The sequence below is a fragment of the Neobacillus endophyticus genome (assembly GCF_013248975.1).
In the GTDB taxonomy this organism is placed as follows: Bacteria; Bacillota; Bacilli; order Bacillales; family Cytobacillaceae; genus Neobacillus; species Neobacillus endophyticus.
In genome coordinates this window covers 4173040-4192848 of record NZ_JABRWH010000001.1, presented here as the reverse complement: position 1 = coordinate 4192848, position 19809 = coordinate 4173040, and the positions used below count along the sequence as shown (strand labels likewise).

At 39.7% G+C, this 19809-nt stretch carries 16 protein-coding genes and 15 tRNA genes; 25 read left to right on the top strand and 6 right to left on the bottom strand.

What is annotated here, in order from left to right; translation table 11 throughout:
• The first annotated feature begins 262 nt into the window (after positions 1-262).
• Positions 263-1225 carry an NAD(P)H-dependent flavin oxidoreductase gene (locus tag HPT25_RS20620; RefSeq protein WP_173068561.1) on the top strand — a complete coding sequence of 321 codons (963 nt, stop codon included), beginning with the start codon at positions 263-265 and terminating at the stop codon, positions 1223-1225.
• Between the two features lie 61 nt (positions 1226-1286).
• On the opposite strand, the gene HPT25_RS20615 is transcribed toward HPT25_RS20620, so the two are convergent.
• Both HPT25_RS20615 and HPT25_RS20610 read right to left on the bottom strand, forming a co-directional pair.
• Entirely contained in the window at positions 1287-1544 is a 258-nt protein-coding gene (locus HPT25_RS20615; RefSeq protein WP_173068558.1) for an HPr family phosphocarrier protein, read from the bottom strand.
• Between the two features lie 226 nt (positions 1545-1770).
• Entirely contained in the window at positions 1771-2196 is a 426-nt protein-coding gene (locus HPT25_RS20610; protein WP_173068555.1) for a hypothetical protein, read from the bottom strand.
• A gap of 160 nt (positions 2197-2356) precedes the next feature.
• Here HPT25_RS20610 and HPT25_RS20605 point away from each other — a divergent pair, with 160 nt between their 5' ends.
• The 3 genes from HPT25_RS20605 to HPT25_RS20595 all read left to right on the top strand — a co-directional run bounded on the left by HPT25_RS20605 (position 2357) and on the right by HPT25_RS20595 (position 5876).
• A complete protein-coding gene (locus HPT25_RS20605; protein ID WP_173068552.1) occupies positions 2357-2851 on the top strand; it encodes a GNAT family N-acetyltransferase in 495 nt (164 codons plus the stop codon).
• A 237-nt stretch (positions 2852-3088) separates the two neighbouring features.
• A complete protein-coding gene (locus HPT25_RS20600) occupies positions 3089-4792 on the top strand; it encodes a methyl-accepting chemotaxis protein (protein WP_173068548.1) in 1704 nt (567 codons plus the stop codon).
• 49 nt (positions 4793-4841) lie between these two features.
• The gene (locus tag HPT25_RS20595; protein ID WP_173071337.1) at positions 4842-5876 is read left to right on the top strand and encodes a sugar ABC transporter substrate-binding protein; all 1035 of its coding nucleotides are present in this window, start codon (positions 4842-4844) and stop codon (positions 5874-5876) included.
• 77 nt (positions 5877-5953) lie between these two features.
• Here the strand turns inward: HPT25_RS20595 and HPT25_RS20590 are convergent, their stop codons facing one another.
• Positions 5954-7114, bottom strand: coding sequence for a pyridoxal-phosphate-dependent aminotransferase family protein (locus HPT25_RS20590; protein ID WP_173068545.1), 1161 nt, complete (start codon positions 7112-7114; stop codon positions 5954-5956).
• Between the two features lie 575 nt (positions 7115-7689).
• Here HPT25_RS20590 and HPT25_RS20585 point away from each other — a divergent pair.
• The 16 genes from HPT25_RS20585 (at position 7690) to HPT25_RS20510 (ending at position 11163) form a co-directional block, all read left to right on the top strand.
• Positions 7690-7765, top strand: a tRNA-Thr gene (locus HPT25_RS20585).
• A gap of 5 nt (positions 7766-7770) precedes the next feature.
• Positions 7771-7852: transfer RNA gene (locus HPT25_RS20580), tRNA-Leu, on the top strand.
• Positions 7853-7864: 12 nt separating this feature from the next.
• Positions 7865-7939: transfer RNA gene (locus tag HPT25_RS20575), tRNA-Gly, on the top strand.
• A gap of 4 nt (positions 7940-7943) precedes the next feature.
• Positions 7944-8032, top strand: a tRNA-Leu gene (locus tag HPT25_RS20570).
• A 13-nt stretch (positions 8033-8045) separates the two neighbouring features.
• A tRNA-Arg gene (locus HPT25_RS20565) sits at positions 8046-8122 on the top strand.
• Positions 8123-8136: 14 nt separating this feature from the next.
• Positions 8137-8212, top strand: a tRNA-Pro gene (locus HPT25_RS20560).
• Between the two features lie 15 nt (positions 8213-8227).
• Positions 8228-8303, top strand: a tRNA-Ala gene (locus HPT25_RS20555).
• Positions 8304-8321: 18 nt separating this feature from the next.
• Positions 8322-8395: transfer RNA gene (locus HPT25_RS20550), tRNA-Met, on the top strand.
• 68 nt (positions 8396-8463) lie between these two features.
• Positions 8464-8556 (top strand) — tRNA-Ser (locus tag HPT25_RS20545).
• 20 nt (positions 8557-8576) lie between these two features.
• Positions 8577-8653, top strand: a tRNA-Asp gene (locus tag HPT25_RS20540).
• Between the two features lie 46 nt (positions 8654-8699).
• Positions 8700-8775, top strand: a tRNA-His gene (locus tag HPT25_RS20535).
• 15 nt (positions 8776-8790) lie between these two features.
• Positions 8791-8864, top strand: a tRNA-Gly gene (locus HPT25_RS20530).
• Between the two features lie 4 nt (positions 8865-8868).
• Positions 8869-8945, top strand: a tRNA-Ile gene (locus HPT25_RS20525).
• Positions 8946-8954: 9 nt separating this feature from the next.
• A tRNA-Asn gene (locus tag HPT25_RS20520) sits at positions 8955-9029 on the top strand.
• 4 nt (positions 9030-9033) lie between these two features.
• A tRNA-Ser gene (locus HPT25_RS20515) sits at positions 9034-9124 on the top strand.
• A 308-nt stretch (positions 9125-9432) separates the two neighbouring features.
• Positions 9433-11163, top strand: a complete 1731-nt coding sequence (locus HPT25_RS20510; protein ID WP_173068542.1) for an AAA family ATPase — start codon at positions 9433-9435, stop codon at positions 11161-11163.
• A 54-nt stretch (positions 11164-11217) separates the two neighbouring features.
• Here the strand turns inward: HPT25_RS20510 and HPT25_RS28795 are convergent, their stop codons facing one another.
• The 3 genes from HPT25_RS28795 to HPT25_RS20500 form a co-directional block, all read right to left on the bottom strand.
• Positions 11218-11661 carry a hypothetical protein gene (locus tag HPT25_RS28795; protein ID WP_246277247.1) on the bottom strand — a complete coding sequence of 148 codons (444 nt, stop codon included), beginning with the start codon at positions 11659-11661 and terminating at the stop codon, positions 11218-11220.
• Positions 11662-11909: 248 nt separating this feature from the next.
• Positions 11910-12572 (bottom strand): FAD-dependent oxidoreductase, encoded by a 663-nt coding sequence (locus HPT25_RS28790; RefSeq protein ID WP_246277246.1) that lies wholly within the window; start codon positions 12570-12572, stop codon positions 11910-11912.
• A 25-nt stretch (positions 12573-12597) separates the two neighbouring features.
• Positions 12598-13068, bottom strand: a complete 471-nt coding sequence (locus tag HPT25_RS20500; RefSeq protein ID WP_173068538.1) for a low molecular weight protein-tyrosine-phosphatase — start codon at positions 13066-13068, stop codon at positions 12598-12600.
• 350 nt (positions 13069-13418) lie between these two features.
• Here HPT25_RS20500 and HPT25_RS20495 point away from each other — a divergent pair, with 350 nt between their 5' ends.
• From HPT25_RS20495 to HPT25_RS20475, 5 genes are all read left to right on the top strand, one after another.
• Positions 13419-14885, top strand: a complete 1467-nt coding sequence (locus HPT25_RS20495) for a protein adenylyltransferase SelO (protein ID WP_173068535.1) — start codon at positions 13419-13421, stop codon at positions 14883-14885.
• 204 nt (positions 14886-15089) lie between these two features.
• On the top strand, positions 15090-16721 hold the full coding sequence (locus HPT25_RS20490) for a glycosyltransferase family 39 protein (protein WP_173068532.1): 1632 nt from the start codon (positions 15090-15092) through the stop codon (positions 16719-16721).
• A gap of 142 nt (positions 16722-16863) precedes the next feature.
• A complete protein-coding gene (locus tag HPT25_RS20485) occupies positions 16864-17814 on the top strand; it encodes a ribose-phosphate diphosphokinase (RefSeq protein ID WP_312857312.1) in 951 nt (316 codons plus the stop codon).
• A 320-nt stretch (positions 17815-18134) separates the two neighbouring features.
• Complete coding sequence (ssuE, locus tag HPT25_RS20480; RefSeq protein ID WP_173068529.1) at positions 18135-18671, top strand: NADPH-dependent FMN reductase; 537 nt, start codon at positions 18135-18137, stop codon at positions 18669-18671.
• Positions 18672-18781: 110 nt separating this feature from the next.
• Complete coding sequence (locus HPT25_RS20475; protein ID WP_173071333.1) at positions 18782-19801, top strand: LLM class flavin-dependent oxidoreductase; 1020 nt, start codon at positions 18782-18784, stop codon at positions 19799-19801.
• Positions 19802-19809: the final 8 nt, after the last annotated feature.

Genomic DNA, 19809 nt, shown 5'->3' with positions numbered 1-19809 from the left:
AATTGGCTGTCCCTTTTTTGTCAATTTATGTATTTCTGAAAAAAATGGAACATTCAGAGGATTTTATTCTATTTTTGTAGAATTAAATTGATGAGTTTCTAATGAAAGCGCTTCCCTTTGAAGCTTTTCGTTTGATCACAAAAATGCCCAGTATCCTAAAAAACAGCTTGTATTTACGTGAATTGATGTACTCTTTGCTTGAATAAACATCTAAGTAGCAGGAAAAATTTGTATTGAAAATTTGATTGGGGGAACTGAATAAATGTCAAACATTCCATCAATACTTAAAGGTTTGAGACTGCCTGTTATTGGGGCACCGCTGTTTATCATTAGCAATCCAAAGCTGGTCATTGCCCAGTGTAAAGCCGGAATCGTTGGTTCCATGCCTGCGCTGAATGCCAGACCTGCTTCATTACTTGACGAGTGGCTCGCCGAAATCACTGAGGAACTTGCTTCTTATAATGCAAGTCATCCTGAGAAACCGGCTGCGCCTTTTGCGATTAATCAAATTGTTCACAAGTCGAATGATCGACTCGAACATGATGTGGAATTATGTAAAAAGTATAAAGTTCCTCTCATTATCACGTCTCTTGGTGCGCGGGAGGATGTCAATGCCGAAATACATAGTTATGGAGGCATTGTCATGCATGATGTGATTAATAACACATTCGCACATAAGGCGATTGATAAGGGAGCAGATGGGTTGATTGCTGTAGCTGCCGGAGCTGGGGGACATGCTGGTACTAAGAGCCCGTTTGCGTTAATTCAGGAAATTCGTGGTTGGTTTAATGGTCCGCTTGCACTATCAGGCTCAATTGCCACAGGTGATGCCATCCTGGCAACCCAAGCCATGGGAGCTGATTTTGCCTATATCGGCTCGCCATTTATCGCGACAAACGAAGCGAATGCGGTAGAAGGCTATAAGCAAGCGATTGTAGATTGTACATCTGATGATATTGTTTATAGTAATCTATTCACCGGTGTTCACGGGAACTACCTGGCTCCATCCATCCGTGCAGCCGGTTTGGATCCTAATGAGCTTCCGGAAAGTGATCCATCAAAGATGAATTTTTCGGGTGGTGCAAAGCCAAAGTCATGGAAGGAGATTTGGGGAGCTGGACAGGGAATTGGTGCGATTCATGAAATCACGGACACAGGTGAATTTGTCGAAAAGTTATATAAAGAGTATGTGGCTGCCAAAGAAAGGCTTCAACTGATCGGATAAAGTTTTGAAGAACTAGAAACAGGGTAACCAAGATCGGTTACCCTGTTTGCATATCAAAAATCTAATCTGCATTCTGCAACGTATCCATCACTTCACGAAGTGCCTCCGATTCATCCTCGCCAGACACTTCGATTACGATTTCTGATTGTTTCGGTATGGCCAGTGATAAAACCCCCAATACCGATTTTGCATTCACTTTTCGGCCATTATAGGTGATGAAGATCTCCGCATTAAATCTTGAAGCTGTTTTAACTAACTGATCAACTGGCTTCGCATATAATCCTGCTTTATTATTGATTTTTACTGATTGTTGAATCATGTCTGTCCTCCTTGAGACTTTCGGCATTTCCTTTTTTATGTATGAAATGTTGACTTAAAAAATGCTTCCTTCCATTCAAATTTGGCCATTTCATGTGGAAAAGAACACAGAAATGAGGGTCAAAACAGGTTTTAGAGTAACGTATAAATAAGACTTAGCAGGGGCCGAATAAACATGGGAAAAAGCAGCAAATGAGGGCTGCTTTGGTCTTCTTATTGAGTGTGAATTATTTGTTATTCTTTATTAGAGGGACTTTTCGTTGGAGCATCTGATGAATGTCGAAAAAATTTCTTTCAAAAAGACCGTAGGGAATTTCAATTTTATTCATTTTTCCAATAATATGCAAAACCGGTGAAATCGTTCGAATATTTTGATGAAAATATGTGATTTCAATTTTATGAATATCATTAAAGAACATAGAACTTTTCTTGTTAAAGCAAGTATAAATAATCGAATCGCTTCCAATTTCAATTGAGTGAGAATCCATGTATACAAATAGAAAAAAGCAAAGCGTAAGAAAAAACGTAAAGACCACCACGTTTTCTGATGTCAGAGTTTGCAATTGATATAGATGAAACATGGAAAAGAGAAAAAATAAAGAAACAGCTGCACATATGACTTTAGACAAATATGAAGTGGAATAAATTTTCATTTAAGAATCCCTCCTTATCATAAAGTATTAAGGAAATCTTAAAATGTTAATAGGAAAATAAGTAGAGACTTTATCATTATTTTTCCATTAAAATGATAGTGAAAATATGACAACATTTGCTGTCGAAGAAAAAATGCCGACTTTTTTGGAGGGGTTACGCATGGTCAAAATACGAAAAGTTAAATTGGAAGATTTACCTGAATTGGTGATGATTGAAAATCTATGCTTTCGAAAGGAAGAAGCTGCAACAAGAGATGCTTTTCAAAAGCGCATTCAATATATTTCCGATAGTTTCCTGGTGGCGGAAGTAGAAGGTGTTATTGTCGGCCTGATCAATGGCCCCGTCATTGAAAAACCATATATTACGGATGATCTATTTAGTGAAATTAAAGTCAATCCGGCGCTTGGTGGTCATCAAAGCGTATTGGGATTAGCTGTGTCTCCAGATTTTCAAAAAAGAGGGATTGCAGCTGCATTATTGTCTCACCTTGAAAATGAGGCGCAACTCCATAAACGAGAATCTGTCACTCTTACATGCAAGGAAGAACTAATTGGATTTTATGAAAATCACGGGTATGTCAATAAGGGAATTTCCAGCTCGAATCATGGCGGAGTCATTTGGTACAATATGTTGAAAAATTTGAGTAATTCTTAGAATAAAACTGTAAGGTTTCTTCTTAAATAGAATGAACCTTACAGTTTTTTTAATAGGACTTTTGAATTGTGACTATTTTATGAATTTATTCACAATAATTTCCTTGCGTCTCTAAACTTATACAATAAACAACCGATATATAATATATCCCCTTTAATGGACTAAAGCTATTCCCATTTTAAGACTTATTTCTAGTACCAAGTTTCGCAATCTATGAAGACGAAGGAGAGAGAATTGTTGGGCGGACTACAATGGACAAACATCAAAATTGGCGGCAAGTATTTCGTTATCTTCTTATTTATAACGATTACATTCTTAATCGCCATCATTGTAACAGGTGTATTCATTAATAAGACAAGCGGCAATATGGACGATGCAGTTAAAAGAAATGAAGTATCAACCTATTCGTCAGACCTTGTTTCCCTGTTTCAAGAGAAGTATTTATTAGTACCAGAATATATTCTATTATCTGATGATAAGGATCTAAGTGAATATATTGATTACAGTAAACAATTTGTCAGCACAGCAAAGAAATTAAGGGGAGATTTAAATAGCGACCAGCTGACAATCTTAAATCAAATGATTGATAACAATAACAAACTGGATGAGTACTTTTTTAGTACGATTGTTCCAAAGGTACAAGATATCAATACTGATAAATACAAGGAATTACAACAATCTGCGAATCAATTAAAAAATGAAACAGCAAAACTCGGGGATAAGCTTAAAAATTCAGCAATTGAAATAAGTCAAACAAAAATGAATACAGCGAAGTCAAATCTTGGTGAGCTTATTATCATTCTCATCATTTCTGCAATTAGCTCCATTATTATTTCGTTCATTCTACTGTTCTTTATGAGCAGAAGAATTAGTAAAAATTTAAACGAAATCGTATTCAGAAGTAATGATATTGCCAATGGTGAACTAAACAATGAGGATTTATTATATCAAGGAAAAGACGAAATCGGTCAGCTTTCCAACTCTATTAATGCCATGGGGCAAAGTTTATTTGAGATGATCTCTGAAATTTCAAGTGTGTCAAAAGATGTGGATCAACAAATTGGTACATTATTTGAATCATCTAAGGAAGTAAAAATGGGAAGTCAAGAAATTGCCATTTCAATTGAGCAAATGGCAAACGGTTCCAGAATGCAATCTGAAAACGCAACTAAAATATCCGAACAAACAATGGAATTTAATGAAAATATACAAAGCGCCAGTGAACAAGGCCAGCAGCTGGTTCGCTTTTCAGACGAAGTATTGCAGGCTGCCGTTGATGGGAACCAGCAAATGAAACATTCATTGGATCAAATGCAAGTAATCAACAACATGGTGCATAATTCTGTCGACCTAGTGCAGGGCTTAGAAAACAAAACCCATTCGATTACAGAAATTATTAGTGTAATCAAATCGATTGCCGATCAAACGAATCTACTGGCATTAAACGCTTCAATCGAAGCAGCTCGAGCTGGTGAGGCTGGTAAGAGCTTTGCCGTAGTAGCGACAGAGGTTCGAAAACTTGCAGAGGAAGTTTCCAATTCAGTTGAAGGAATTACGTCCATTATTTTTACTATTAAAGAAGAAACATCGAAGATTGCTGCTAACCTTCAGAATGGATATAACGAGGTCAGCAAGGGTAGTGCACAAATTGAAAGCTCAGGGCAGCAATTTGCTGAAATCAAAGAGAAGGTTTCCCAAATGTCTTCCGGAGTAAAAATGATTTCATCCACTTTAGTGAAATTCAACCACTCAAGCCAGGAAATGAATCAAAATATTGTGGATATTGCGGCCATTACAGAAGAATCAGCGGCAGCCTCTGAAGAAATTGCTGCAGCAGTTGTTCAGCAAGCTGCATCACTTGATATGATTTCAGGAAGTACCCAAAGATTAACGGAAATGGTAGAAAGACTGAACGGATTAATCAATAGATTTAAACTTTAAGTTTAGAATGAAAGGAGGAAACGTAGTGAAAGTGCTCAACAAAATTTATATGTTATTCATCATACTGACTGTTGTAGTGGCAGCTGGGTGTTCTGCTTCACCATCTAAAAAGGTAGAAAAAGTAAATCACTTTAAATTTACCGCGGATGAGCATAAACCATATGTTGGATTTTTGATTGATACGTTAAAAGATGAAAGATGGTATAAAGACAAAGCATTATTTGAGGAACAGGTAAAGGCGTTAGGCGGTCAGGTAAAAACATTAGCAGCGAACGGGCTGGATGACGTTCAAATCAAACAGGCTGAATTACTGATTGCAGAAGGTGTCGATGTTCTTGTCGTTGTCCCGCATGATGCTGTGATATCTGCGAAAATCGTCGACATCGCGCATAAAGCAGGAGTAAAGGTTATTTCGTATGACCGATTAATTAAAAATGCCAAGGTCGATTATTATATCTCCTTTGATAATGAGAAAGTTGGAGAACTGCAAGCAACGGAAATATTAAAAAATGTTTCAAGCGGAAACTTTGCATATATTGGCGGTGCGGATTCAGATAACAATGCCATCTTGTTCCGTCAAGGAGCAATGAAGGTACTAAAACCTCTGATCGATCAAGGAAAAATAAAGCTAGTCTTTGATCAATACACGAAAGATTGGGACCCTAAAGTCGCACAACAAAATATGATGAATGCTTTAAAACAGAACGGCAATAAGATAAATGCTGTCGTCGCTGCGAATGACGGAACTGCAGGCGGAGTTATTGATGCCTTAACTTCTGCAGGTTTAGCAGGGAAAGTTCCAGTCTCTGGACAGGATTCTGAGTTGGCTGCTATTCGCCGAATCCTCAAAGGAACACAAACGATGACTATTTATAAATCGATTAAGGAACTAGCAACTAAATCTGCTGAAATGGCAATCCAGGTTGCCAAAGGGGAAAAAGTCCAGACAGATACAACGATCAACAATGGTGCTGCGGATATTCCTTCAGTATTCCTTACACCAGTTGTCATTACGAAAAATAATATTCGTGATACCGTTATAAAGGATGGTTTCCTATCAGAAGCCGATGTATTTAAGCCGTAAAACATAACGAATAAAGCCAGTTGCTTTTAAATAGGCAACTGGCTTTATTTTATTTCTACGTCTTCAAGTGATTACTGTTACCTTTTTCTTAACGAATTTAAGAATACATTTTGTGCAGATTTTACTGCTGACCCAGGTTCGAATAAATAAGAAAAGTCCTGTAATCCCGCTTCGATTAAGGAGACTGCCTGAAGGATATCACTTGGGAAGCAGAAGCCCATATGACCAAATCTAAAAATTTTGCCTTGCAAATGACCGAGTCCGCCAGCAAAATCAAGATGATATTTCTGTTTCAAATGGCTGAGAAAAGAAGAAAGGTCTAAACCATCTGGTGTTCGAATCGCGGTAATCGTTGGGGAAGCATGCTCATCATTCGTCAATAAATCGATCGAAAGAGCCTTCATCGCTTCACGCACCATATTTTTCATTAATTCATGTCTTTGAGCGGTTTTCGAAAAACCGCCTTCTTCGTCAATTAAATCACAAACAGCCGAAAGGCCCATTATAAGTGATATAGAAGGGGTGTTCGGTGTCATTCCTTTGGCGGCCCAGTCACGATAGCTTAGTAAATTTAAATAAAAGGCAGGTGTATGATTGGCTTCTATTACCGTCCATGCTCTTTCGCTAATTGCTAAAAATGCAAGCCCCGGAGGAAGCATCATCGCTTTTTGCGAACCGGTAACTAAAATGTCAATTCCCCATTGATCCATTTCAGCAACCGCACCGCCAATGCAGCTTACACCATCCACAATAAAGAGGGCATCCGTATAAGTTCGTACGATATCCGCCAATTTATCCACTGGGTTTAAAATACCTGTAGATGTTTCATTATAAGTAGCGAAAACAGCTTTAATATTTGATAAAGGCTTCAGGAATTCCATAAGATCCTCTTCCGTGCAAGCCTCGCCCCAGTTCTTTTCAAGCTTATGTACGATAAAACCGTTTTTCTCGCAAATTGAGACGAAATAATCACCAAAAGCGCCAACCGTAATGACTACAATTTCTTCTCCGGGAGAAACAGTATTGATGGCCGCTGCTTCTAATGCAGCCGTCCCACCAGATGGTAAAAGTAAAATATCTTGCTTAGTTCCGAATATTGGCTTCACTCGTTGTGTTGTATCTTGAAATAACCGAACAAATTCTTCCGTACGATGACTAATCATATCCTGTGCCATAGCAAGCTGTACTCTTTTAGGGATAGGAGTTGGTCCAGGATGTCTGAGGATATTTGGGTACATAATTTTCCCTCCAATAGACTTTTTTGCTTTAAATAGCCGCTTTCTTAAGTTAAATTATAACTTAATTTGAACTAATAAACAGTAAATATAGGAACACAAATGGAAAACGTTCATCATTTAAATTATCATTTATATGGAAAAAAGTTGCTTATTGAAGATACTTTCTCACCTTGCTATTATATTAGAGTTCCTTCAAGAAAATAAAGTTAATAAAGGTTTTGTAGCTTTCAATAGATGAAATGGAAGAAATTAAACCTTGATATTAATACAGAAATGCGATAAAATATAACATGTCGCTAAGAAATGGTGACGAAATATTCAAAATTCGAAGAAATACAGCCTCGAATTTTTGAAAAATCCTATTGCAGGATAATCTTTAAAATGATAAAATAAACGAGTCGCTTAATTATTTTAAAAAATTATTTGCCGGTTTAGCTCAATTGGTAGAGCACGATCGAATACGCCTCCAGAATACGCTACAGCATACCGACCAAGCAGCTTCTTGCTTGTTCATACTGAGGTCGGGATGACGGTAAAAGGCAAGCGTGTCAAAATTTTTATATTAATTAAATTATGCCGGTTTAGCTCAATTGGTAGAGCAACTGACTTGTAATCAGTAGGTTGGGGGTTCAAGTCCTCTAGCCGGCACCATTAATGCGGGTGTGGCGGAATTGGCAGACGCACCAGACTTAGGATCTGGCGCCGCAAGGCGTGGGGGTTCGACTCCCTTCACCCGCATCAAATAAATTTGCGGAAGTAGTTCAGTGGTAGAACACCACCTTGCCAAGGTGGGGGTCGCGGGTTCGAATCCCGTCTTCCGCTCCAAATTGCCGGGGTGGCGGAACTGGCAGACGCACAGGACTTAAAATCCTGCGGTAGGTGACTACCGTACCGGTTCGATTCCGGTCCTCGGCACCACAAACTGAATGAAGCGCCCGTAGCTCAATTGGATAGAGCGTCTGACTACGGATCAGAAGGTTATGGGTTCGACTCCTTTCGGGCGCGCCATTAAAGTCCCATTACGGGAAATAGCTCAGCTTGGTAGAGCACTTGGTTTGGGACCAAGTGGTCGCAGGTTCGAATCCTTTTTCCCGACCATGTATTTTACTAAACGGGGCCTTAGCTCAGCTGGGAGAGCGCCTGCTTTGCACGCAGGAGGTCAGCGGTTCGATCCCGCTAGGCTCCACCATAAAACATTTAAATATTTGGCGGTGTAGCTCAGCTGGCTAGAGCGTACGGTTCATACCCGTAAGGTCGGGGGTTCGATCCCCTCCGCCGCTACTTTAGATAAAATCTACTAGGATAAAATGAATTTTCATTACAAAAAGTAGAACAATATCATGTTACTCGGAGGAATACCCAAGTCTGGCTGAAGGGATCGGTCTTGAAAACCGACAGGCGGGTTAAACCGCGCGGGGGTTCGAATCCCTCTTCCTCCGCCATATAAGTTATTAAACATAATGGTCTGGTAGTTCAGTTGGTTAGAATGCCTGCCTGTCACGCAGGAGGTCGCGGGTTCGAGTCCCGTCCAGACCGCCATCTTACTAAATGATTAGTCACAAACCGATAATAATTTCATAATATGGCGGTTGTGGCGAAGTGGTTAACGCACCAGATTGTGGCTCTGGCACTCGAGGGTTCGATTCCCTTCAATCGCCCCATAGCATTTATCTCGTGCGGGTGTAGTTTAGTGGTAAAACCACAGCCTTCCAAGCTGTTGTTGTGGGTTCGATTCCCATCACCCGCTCCAAATTGGGCCTATAGCTCAGCTGGTTAGAGCGCACGCCTGATAAGCGTGAGGTCGATGGTTCAAGTCCATTTAGGCCCACCATTTTATTATTCCGCAGTAGCTCAGTGGTAGAGCTATCGGCTGTTAACCGATCGGTCGTAGGTTCGAGTCCTACCTGCGGAGCCATTTCGGGGAAGTACTCAAGAGGCTGAAGAGGCGCCCCTGCTAAGGGTGTAGGTCGGGTAACCGGCGCGAGGGTTCAAATCCCTCCTTCTCCGCCATACATAAAAAATGCCTATTTACACTTGGATTGAAATGATCCAAGTTTTTTTATTTTCAATTTGGAAATAAGGGTGATATTGTGTAAGTGGACTTTTTTATGAAACTTATTAATTCCAAAAGATTAGATATTAGTGGACAATTTCCAACAAAAAATTTTGTTTTTTGCTTTATTTTTAGAAGGCTTTTATATTAATATGTAGAAAATAGTAATAAACATGAAAAATAGTTTTATTTTCTGGTAGTCTAAAATATAGAAGGCTCAATTAGACTTATTTTTCATAGAGAATAACATAAAGGATGTGAGACCGTGAGGAGATATCGATGGATCAAATGGCGTAAAGTAATCCTCTGGGTCGCAGCTCTTGTCATTATTGGGATTATATTGCTGACAGGAGGCCAGACAGCTCGGGATTTGGCATCAAATGTTTTTAGTATTGTTTTTCAACTGATCTTGGTCATGTTGTCCATGATTATTCAATTTGTTGCCCTTTTCTGGTTCCTTGCGAGGGGAAGAACATATTGGATTTTACCAGGTGAAACAGGTTCGACTTGGGATGATTATCGGGGGAATCCTGAGATTGTCGAGAATGCAAAACGCATTGTAACACTTTTAAAAGGTGTAAAAGAATTTAAGGAAATGGGGGGCGAAGCGATAAGGGGATTATTGCTTTGTGGACCTCCTGGAACAGGTAAGTCTTATCTTGCACAAGTCATTGCCAACGAGGCTCAAGTTCCATTTGCCTATGCCTCGGCTCCGAGTTTTCAAAATATGTTTTTTGGTGTCGGAAATCTTAAGGTAATGGGTCTTTATAAAAAAGCCCGAAAACTGGCAAAAGTTTATGGAGCATGTATCATTTTTATCGATGAAATTGACGCCATTGGCATGAGCCGTCAAGGTGGAAATGCCGGCGGCGGCATGCTTGGAGGATTAATGGGAATGGGTGGCTCTGGGTTGCTGAATGAGCTGCTATTACAGATGGATCCGCCAAATATCGATAACGGCTGGATGGCCAAATTTTTAAGATCTCTTGGGCTTCGAAAAAAGAAAGCCGAGCGTCCTGCGGTATTGACGATTGGAGCTACTAACTTGCCAGATGTATTAGACTCTGCCTTACTTCGTCCTGGACGATTTGACCGCAAGTTATGGGTCGACGCTCCAGATTATGATGGCCGCATCGATGTGTTCAATTACTATCTTGAAAAAGTAAAGCATGATCCAAACTTAACGCCGGAACGTGCAGCGCTCGATACAATTGGCTATAGTCCAGCGCAAATTAAACATATTGTGAATGAATCGGTTGTCATTGCCCATCAACGGGGAGCAGCTGTTTCAAATTATGAGGATTTCCGTTCGGCAATGGAAACATATGAATGGGGACTAAAACAGCCTCTGCGTTCCATGAGTGATGACGAAAAACGGAATGTAGCTTACCATGAAGCAGGACACGCGGTGGCGCAGTTCCTTTTAAAACCTCATGAAAGAGTTTGGAAGGTAACCATTATTCGCCGTGGCGATGCTTTAGGGCTTGCTGCTACCAAGCCAACCCATGAAAGATATAACCGCAGCGATAATGAAATCTTGGCGGAGATTCAAGTTTGTCTCGCCGCACGGGCGGTAGAGGAAGAATTCCTTGGAAAAAAATTAAATGGAGTTACATCAGATTTACAGCAGGCTACAGATCTTGCTGGTGCCTATCTTGGAGCAGTCGGAATGGGGGAAGAACTATTCAGCTGGCTTTCAATCGGTTCTCCTGCTGAGGGTTTAAAAGCATTACGACCAAAAATAAATAAGTTATTAAATGAAGAAATGAAAAAAGTAAAGAAACTGGTAACGGACCACAATTTATTTGTTCATGCAATTGCCACAGAGCTGCTTAAACGAGGCGACCTTACTGGTGAGGAAATTGAGCAGATCTATATCGAACTTTATGGCAAAACTCGCCCTGAAGTGCTGCAGGCTACACTGACACAAGATCATTTTGTATCAATGGAACAAGCTGCCTCAGCAAATGAAATCATCGATTCAACTAATGAATAATTTTTGAAACGAAAAAGGAAGGTGACAATGGAATCCCCATGTCATCTTCCTTTTTTATTGATTCTTTGATTTATAAATAGATCGAAGAAAGACACTTCTCAAAATTTTAGGCTTCATCAGGATAGAAGCTGGACTAATTAGGTTCATTACTCTAATAAAAGAATCATAGATTTCTTGATTTTTTGACGATAAAATGAAAATGTTTTTCGCATACCATTGCTGAAACGAAAGTCCTATTGGTTTTTTTCCCATTGTTTCACGATATCGAAAATCTTCTGTTATGACCATATTCCAAATTGGAGATATAATTTTGGCAGACTGCTTATAAAATTGTGTAATGATTTTTCGAAATGACTGGTTAGGGCCATGGAGCAGTTCTTTCAGTGCAAGAGCTTCTAAAATAGCTTTGCTCATGCCTTGGCCAAATACAGGATCGAGTCTGCAAATGGAATCACCCATTATCAAAAGGCCATCTGGCAGTTTTTTTACCTTGTCCACTCGTCTCCAAGAAATTTGCGGAACATGATATATGGAAGTCTTACTATATGCAGTGGCTTTTATTAACTCTTCATAGATGTCTGGTTTGGGGAGTTTCTTAGCTAAATCAACAAAGGCTTGATCACTATTTTTTATGATTTCTTTTTCATAAAGTTCATTATGATATCCAATAAATGTAACGATAAATCGATTTCCTTCTATCTTTGAAATGGTTGCGCCTATTTTTTCATGTGGAGGATTAGGATAAATCAGCTTAATGGTCCAATCCCTGTTTTTGTTTTCAGGAAGTTGTACTTTTTAGTTATGTAGGTCAACCCAATTTGTACTTTTTGCTCCGGAATTTGGAGAGAGTGTTTGTTTAACCAACTGATAGATAGATTACTAACTCCACTTGCATCAACAATTAGATCGGCGTTCCAAGTTTTTTTTACGGCATTTCCATCTAATGATTCGACCCCGTCAATCCGATTTTGAGTTTCATTTAAAATGAAGCTTTTGACCACTTGATTGTAATGAATGGTAACGTTTGGTATCTTTTTTATATTTTGCTCGATTTGCCATTCCAATTGAGGCCGGGATTGAAGGATGGATGTATATCTCCCCTTATAACGAAGCTTCCAAACCCCATGGTGATACCAAGCCAGATCATGTGTGGAATTTATTTTTACTGCTCCGTTTAATTGATATTGATCCGTAATTCCCGGAAATAGTGACTCAAGGCCGCGTTCCCCAGCCATTAAAAGTGCATGTAAATGCTCGCCTTGGGGCACACCTTTTCTTGGAAACGGCCCTTTCGGTTCTGCATCCCGTTCTAATATAACAACTTCACGAAAGAAGTCGGATAGCACACGAGCAGCCAGCTTTCCAGAAATACCGCCGCCAATGACGACTGCTATTTGTTTTCGGTCCAAGATTTTAAACTCCTCTCTATTTTTCTTAATCCATTAAATGGTGTTCGGACTTTATTTTATTTAATAGTGCGCTGCAGCCTTCAAGGACCAAATCATAGGTTTCTTGAAAATTACCAGTGTAATAAGGATCCGGAACATCTTTTTTATGAGCTGTTAAGTCGAGGAGGCGAATGATCTTTGGATGGTCTGGTTTACCGGTTATTTCGTATATGTTCTCAATGTTGCTTGCATCCATTCCAATCAAATAGTCAAACTGTTCGAAGTCATTTTTAGTCAATTGCCGCCCAACAAGCCCCTTAGCAGAAATATTGTATTGTTTTAGGATGTGCAGTGTTCCTTTATGAGGCGGTGAGCCGATATGCCATGAGCTTGTGGCCGCTGAATCAACGCTAATCGCGTCATTCCGTTTTTCTTTTTCAACTAAATCACGGAAAACGGCTTCAGCCATTGGTGAACGGCAAATGTTTCCAAGACAGATAAATAAAACACGAATCATTGCTGTAACTCCTTTTGTCATTTTAAAATCTTTTCCCTTAGCATATAGGAAAAATATATCTTTGAAAAGCAAATGATTTCATGAAATAGCCTTACTTTTTAAAGAAGACTTAATGATTTGTTCATACTTTGTTCATTTCATCGCGGTAAGATAAATACATGAAATTGTTACAGCTTTTTCATGAAAAACCCCCTTTTAATATAGTTTTATGAGCCGGCATATAGCCGGTATTTTTTTTTATGGACAAGTACATCACAATTCTTAGTCGATTAAAAATATTATAGAATGATTAGGATTTATGTTTTAATAAAAAATAGGAATAGGAAGACGCATTTGAAAAAGGAGATACAATGACAAAAGAATTTGGATGGAATTTTGACAATAGTTATGCTCGTCTGCCGGAAATATTTTTTTCAAGCGTAGATCCATCACCTGTGAGTTCACCAAAATTGGTCGTTCTAAATGAATCTCTGGCTGATTCATTAGGATTAAAGGTGTTGGCAAGCGAAAAGGAAAGAAAAGAGACTGCAGCAGTGTTTGCAGGAAACCAGCTTCCTGAAGGTTCCGCGCCGCTGGCTCAAGCATATGCCGGACACCAATTTGGGCATTTTACTAAACTGGGTGATGGCCGTGCGATTTTACTGGGAGAGCAAATGACTCAAGCTGGTGAAAGATTGGATATTCAATTAAAGGGAGCAGGCAGGACACCGTTTTCCCGCGGTGGTGACGGCCGCGCAGCTCTTGGGCCAATGCTTAGGGAATTTATCATCAGCGAAGCCATGCATGCACTCGGTATTCCCACTACCCGCAGTTTGGCAGTGGTGACAACAGGTGATCCTGTATACCGTGAAACCGTTTTACCTGGAGCAATTTTGACTCGTGTGGCTGCTAGTCATATACGGGTAGGTTCGTTTCAATATGCAGCTAAATGGGGGAATATGGAGGAACTCCGGAGTTTCGCTGACTATACGATTAGCAGGCATTTTCCAGATATTGATGCGAATGAGAATCGCTACCTTTCCTTATTAAAGGAAGTAATAAAACGGCAAGCGGCTTTGATTGCCAAGTGGCAGTTGGTTGGTTTTATCCATGGTGTAATGAATACGGACAACATGACCATCAGTGGGGAAACGATTGATTATGGCCCATGTGCTTTTATGGATACGTATGACCCTGCAACCGTTTTTAGTTCGATTGACATGCAAGGCCGTTATGCCTATGGCAATCAGCCGTATATTGGCGGTTGGAACCTTGCGCGATTTGCGGAAACATTATTGCCACTGCTTCATGTGGATGAAGAGCAGGCTCTCCAATTGGCGCAAGATGCGATAGCAGAATACTCTGTCTTGTTTCGTCAAAATTGGTTGACGGGAATGAGAAGTAAACTGGGAATCTTTAATGAAGAACCGCAGGATGAGGCACTTATTGATGAGCTTCTCGAAATCATGCAAAAGCATCGTGCAGATTTTACCAATACTTTCCGCTCATTAGCGTTGGACAAGTTGGAGGATCTTGTGTTTTTTGAAACACCGGTATTTGCAAAGTGGTATCAACAGTGGCAAGACCGGCTTGGGCGCCAAGCTGAACCGAAAGATTCAGTCCAACAATTGATGCAGAAAAATAACCCGGGAGTCATTCCTCGAAATCATCGTGTGGAGGAAGCATTGGCTGCAGCAGTGGAACAGGGGGATTACAGTGTAATGGAGCGGCTTTTAGTTGTTCTTTCACAGCCTTTTGTGTATTCACCAGAACAGGATGCATACTGCACTTTGCCTGAACCTTCCAATGCTCCATTTCGGACGTATTGCGGAACGTAAGACAAACGTTTTTGGCGCTTTCTGTTAAAACAGGGAGTGCCTTATTTTTTAGGGGGGAAATATCATTTAGCATCGCTCTTACAGAGAGAACGAAAGTTCCTGTTGTCCATTTTCAGCAAACATTCAGCTTTCATTCAAGTCTAACTCAGTTTGATGTTGCAAAATGAGATCAAAATCACTTTGTGGGACTGAGGGGTTATACATATGTCTTTTTTAAAAAATAACAAGCTGAAAATAGGTTTTACACTGATTTTATTACTTTCCATTTCGATATCTTTTTATTGTATTTGGAATGTACATAGAAATACCAGTACGTTGACAAATCATTTTTCACAGCAAGCCTTCCAAGGGGGAAATCATTTTCCTCAGCAAAATCAATCCCATCAACCAACTGTAAATAATCAATCAGCTGTCCCCAATCAACATGGTGCTAATGCATCTGGAAAAGGAAATATGCCATTTTCATCGGCAAACAGACCGATGGGTGGCGGTATGGTCAATTCCAGCGGAAAATACGGCACAGATTTTGCCATTTACAGCGTCGGCTTTTTTGCTTTAGCAACTTTCCTGTATTTCTTGATTGGACGAAATAAAATAAGAATAGCGCAAACAAATAAGAGGATCATATTTTGGAGCTTGTTGGGAACAGGATTTTTCCTCAGATTGGCTGTTGCACCTTATGCAGGCGGGCATATGGATCTTAGCCTTTTTGAAAACTGGGCATCCACAGCTGCTAAAGGTCTAAGCGGATTTTATACCAACGGGAACAGTGATTATCCACCGCTTTATATCTATGTGCTGTATTTGGTTGGAAAAATTGCCTCTATTACAGGCATGAACAATTATTTTAATCTGCTCATTAAATTACCTGCCATTTTAGCAGATACTGTGACAGCTTACCTCATTTACAAAATCGGTACCAGGCAACTTTCAACAGAAATTAGTCTTATGTTAGCGATCTTTTATTTGTTTAATCCAGCCATTATTATCAATTCCACTTTTTGGGGCCAGGTAGACTCATTTTTCACATTGTTGATTGTATTGGCCATATATTTGCTTCAAGAAAAAAAATGGATGGGTTCGGTCGTCATGTTTACCGTGGCCGTTCTAATGAAGCCTCAAGGCATTATTTTTCTGCCCGTTTTATTCTTTGAGTTATTAAAGCTAAAAAGCATAAAAAAAATCTTGATGGCAGCTGCAGCGGCATTGGTGACAGCGATCATCATTATATTACCATTTTCATTGAATCAAGACCCTTTATGGATATTTAGTCTGTATTCGAAGACACTTGGGGAGTACCCATTTGCTTCCGTAAATGCTTTCAATTTTTTCAGCTTAATTGGAGCCAATTATAAGCAAGATTCAGCAACATGGATTTTGTTTAGCTACCACAGATGGGGCATGATTTTTATCGTGCTGGTGACCGCTTTTTCATGGTTCATTTATTTAAAAGGTGATAATTCGAAATTAACGTTCGTTGCCGCGTTAATTCAAATTGCCGGGGTATTTACCTTCTCATCAGGTATGCATGAAAGATATTTGTTTCCTGCGGCAGCTCTTTCATTGATTGCCTATATATACCTTAAAGACAAAAGATTGCTCTGGTTATCTGCGGGATTCAGCGTGACCATATTTATGAATACCTATGCGATTTTTTATGGATCTTTCAATGGTATGCAAAGCGAGTCTTATACGTTTACACTTTTTCTTACTTCATTGTTAAACGTGATGTTATTTATTTTTATGGTGAAAATCGTCTGGGATCTAGGGGTTAAAAATAAACATATAGAAAAAATGGCTTACAGAAATGAGAAGGGGACAGCCAGCTATTTGTGATTTTACTATAGCAATGTTGAATGGTAGAATGATATGGTAAAAAGGTCTGAATGAGTACTGTTACAATGACCTCAATTCAGGTAAAATAAGATATTGGACAAGTATAATCAATATAAACCAATTAAGCATGGGGGAAAGACCGGTGTCATATCAATTAAATAAGTGTTTTAAAATGTTTGCATTAGATGCCAGTGTCGGGCTGGCTACCGAAATGGCCAGGCTTTTGGGCTGTGAGCTTGGGAAGAGCTCGATCAAAAGATTTAGTGATGGAGAAATTCAAATTTCTATAGAGGAAAGTGTACGTGGCAGTGAGGTATTTTTAATACAATCCACATCTGTGCCGACTAATGAGCATATCATGGAGCTGTTGATCATGATTGATGCCATGAAACGGGCTTCGGCCAAGCAAATTAATGTGGTGATGCCTTACTACAGCTATGCACGCCAAGACCGGAAAGCAAGATCACGTGAGCCGATTACGGCGAAACTGATTGCTAACCTTTTGGAAAAGGCTGGAGCAACCAGAGTGGTGACAATGGACTTACATGCACCACAGGCGCAAGGATTCTTTGATATCCCAGTAGATCATTTATCAGGGATTCCGATTCTCTCTGAATATTATGAGAAAAAAGCGCTGGAGGATGTTGTTATTGTAGCCCCTCATAATGGTGGTGTTGCAAGAGCTAGAAAAATGGCCGGCCTTTTAAATGCACCGATTGCATTAATTGATAGACGCCGTCCAGAGCATGATGAATCTGAAATCATGAATATCGTTGGGAATATTCAAGGGAAAAACGCCATTATCATTGACGATTTAATTGATACAGCTGGAACCATTACTTCAGGTGCAAATGCACTGGCTAAAGAAGGAGCAAAAGCGGTGTATGCATGCTGCACACATCCAGTTTTATCCGGTCCAGCCATTGAAAGAATTCAATCATCTGCGATTAAAGAATTGGTGATCACCAATACGATCGAAATGCCAGAAGAAAAGATGTTGGAAAAAATTACGACATTATCTGTAGCCCCATTGCTTGCAGAGGCGATCAACCGAATTCATACAGAAAAAGCCGTCAGCCCATTGTTTGAATAAATTCATATAACAATCAAGCTTTCTATTCAGGAATAAATCCTGTAGAAAGCTTTTTATTTTTTAAAAACCAAGTTGACAGATAGGATTAGTGTGTATATAATCAATTACATAATAATCATACAATTCCAATTTTAAATGCGCCGATTGGACGACCAAAGGCTCCTGTTTATTACAAACAGGAGCCTATTTATTTTCAAACAGAATAAAAAGGAACTGGATATGTCCAAAAAAGTTGCCATTTATCTATTGGAATCGGGATTTTTTATCCGAGAGTAACCCTCGCTTATCCGACTAACCTAGAAAAAGAAAGGGGTATAAAAATGAGTAAAATAACAATTGTTTCTGGAAGTCCTTCTGAGCAAACAAGATTAAATGGGGTGCTAGACTATGTGTTCCAATACGTTCAACAGCCCGGTAACACTGCTGAGGTGATACAAGTCCGCTCGCTGCCGGCAGAGGATTTGATTCATGCGAATTTCGCTAGTCCTTCAATTTTAGCTGCCAATCAAAAGGTTGAGGATTCCGAGGTACTTGTCATTTTAACACCGGTTTATAAAGCATCTTATACTGGGGTTTTAAAAACCTATTTGGACCTACTTCCGCAAAATAGCCTCGAACACAAACGGATTCTTCCCATTGCAGTCGGTGGCAGCTTTGGTCATTTATTAATGATTGATTATGCCCTAAAACCAGTGCTTGCAGCTCTTGGCGCCACCCATATTTTAAAGGGAGCTTATATCGTAGACAGCCAAATCAAAAAACTGGAAAACAACAAATACGAACTGGTTCATGAAGCAAAGCAGCGCTTGGAACAATCGCTCCAATCTCTTACAAACGTAATCACCACAACTGTTTAAAACATTAGTATTTTAAAGCACTTTAGTGATGATGCTGCTAGTCAGTCGTTAGCGAAAAACAACATGCAAATTTAAAATCGTTTCATGAAAAAGGAGGAGGTCACGTGAGAATGCGGTTAAGCATCTTGGATCAAAGTGTGATGGGAGAGCAAGAAACAGCAACTGATGCTTTGAACAATACGGTGACATTGGCTCAAAAAGCTGAAGAACTTGGCTATCATCGCTTTTGGGTTTCCGAGCACCATAATGCTGAGAATCTTGCTGGTTCTGCTCCGGAAATTTTAATCTCCCATCTGCTGGCAAAAACATCTTCCATTAGATTAGGTTCAGGTGGAGTGATGCTTCAGCATTACAGCCCATATAAGGTGGCGGAAACCTTTAATTTGCTTGCTTCTTTAGCTCCAGGAAGAGTGGATCTTGGAGTAGGTAAAGCTCCGGGCGGCCTCCCGTTATCAACAAAGGCACTACAAGAAGGAGGGGGAGCGCCCAAAGAATTATGGGAGAAATTAATTGATCTTAAAAAGTTTATAAGGAACACACTGGAGCCTCATGAGCCTTTTTTCGGACTGAAGGCTGAACCAGTCCCGAGAGAACCGGCTGAACTATTCTTACTTGGGGCAAGTGCCTCAAGCGCCAAACTGGCTGGTGATTTAGGATACTCCTTTGTTTTTGCTCAATTCATCAATAACCAACATGTTATTTTAGAGGAGGCATTTGAAGTATTCAGTCAGGTGCAAAAACGCAAAAAGTCAGAAAATCTCTCATTTATTCTTGCCCTATCTGTTATTGTCGCCGATTCAGATGAAGAGGCGAGACAACTCATAGAAAATTTCAAAATTTACAAGGTGCATTTAGACAGCGGCAGGAGTTTTACCGTTGCGAGCGCAGAACAAGCGGAATTGTTTGCCAAACAAGCCAAGGAAAACGTTCGGATTGAAATACAGGAGGCCAATATCATCGCTGGCTCAAAAAAAACAGTTAGAGAACAATTGATCCAAATTCAAACCATCTATGATTTGGATGAAATGATCATTCTATCACCGATCCCAAAATTCCAAGACCGTCTTAAGTCGTTTGTGCTATTAAGTGAAGCCATGGCGGAAATGTCACTATCAAATGAATCATTTTAGAGAATACA

What these genes read in the sequence shown, in the direction of transcription:
- HPT25_RS20620 (WP_173068561.1), top strand. Translation starts at nt 263, where the DNA reads ATGTCAAACATTCCATCAATACTTAAAGGTTTGAGACTGCCTGTTATT.
- HPT25_RS20615 (WP_173068558.1), bottom strand. Translation starts at nt 1,544, where the DNA reads ATGATTCAACAATCAGTAAAAATCAATAATAAAGCAGGATTATATGCG.
- HPT25_RS20610 (WP_173068555.1), bottom strand. Translation starts at nt 2,196, where the DNA reads ATGAAAATTTATTCCACTTCATATTTGTCTAAAGTCATATGTGCAGCT.
- HPT25_RS20605 (WP_173068552.1), top strand. Translation starts at nt 2,357, where the DNA reads ATGGTCAAAATACGAAAAGTTAAATTGGAAGATTTACCTGAATTGGTG.
- HPT25_RS20595 (WP_173071337.1), top strand. Translation starts at nt 4,842, where the DNA reads ATGTTATTCATCATACTGACTGTTGTAGTGGCAGCTGGGTGTTCTGCT.
- HPT25_RS20590 (WP_173068545.1), bottom strand. Translation starts at nt 7,114, where the DNA reads ATGTACCCAAATATCCTCAGACATCCTGGACCAACTCCTATCCCTAAA.
- HPT25_RS20500 (WP_173068538.1), bottom strand. Translation starts at nt 13,068, where the DNA reads ATGATTCGTGTTTTATTTATCTGTCTTGGAAACATTTGCCGTTCACCA.
- HPT25_RS20495 (WP_173068535.1), top strand. Translation starts at nt 13,419, where the DNA reads ATGACAAAAGAATTTGGATGGAATTTTGACAATAGTTATGCTCGTCTG.
- HPT25_RS20490 (WP_173068532.1), top strand. Translation starts at nt 15,090, where the DNA reads ATGTCTTTTTTAAAAAATAACAAGCTGAAAATAGGTTTTACACTGATT.
- ssuE (WP_173068529.1), top strand. Translation starts at nt 18,135, where the DNA reads ATGAGTAAAATAACAATTGTTTCTGGAAGTCCTTCTGAGCAAACAAGA.
- HPT25_RS20475 (WP_173071333.1), top strand. Translation starts at nt 18,782, where the DNA reads ATGCGGTTAAGCATCTTGGATCAAAGTGTGATGGGAGAGCAAGAAACA.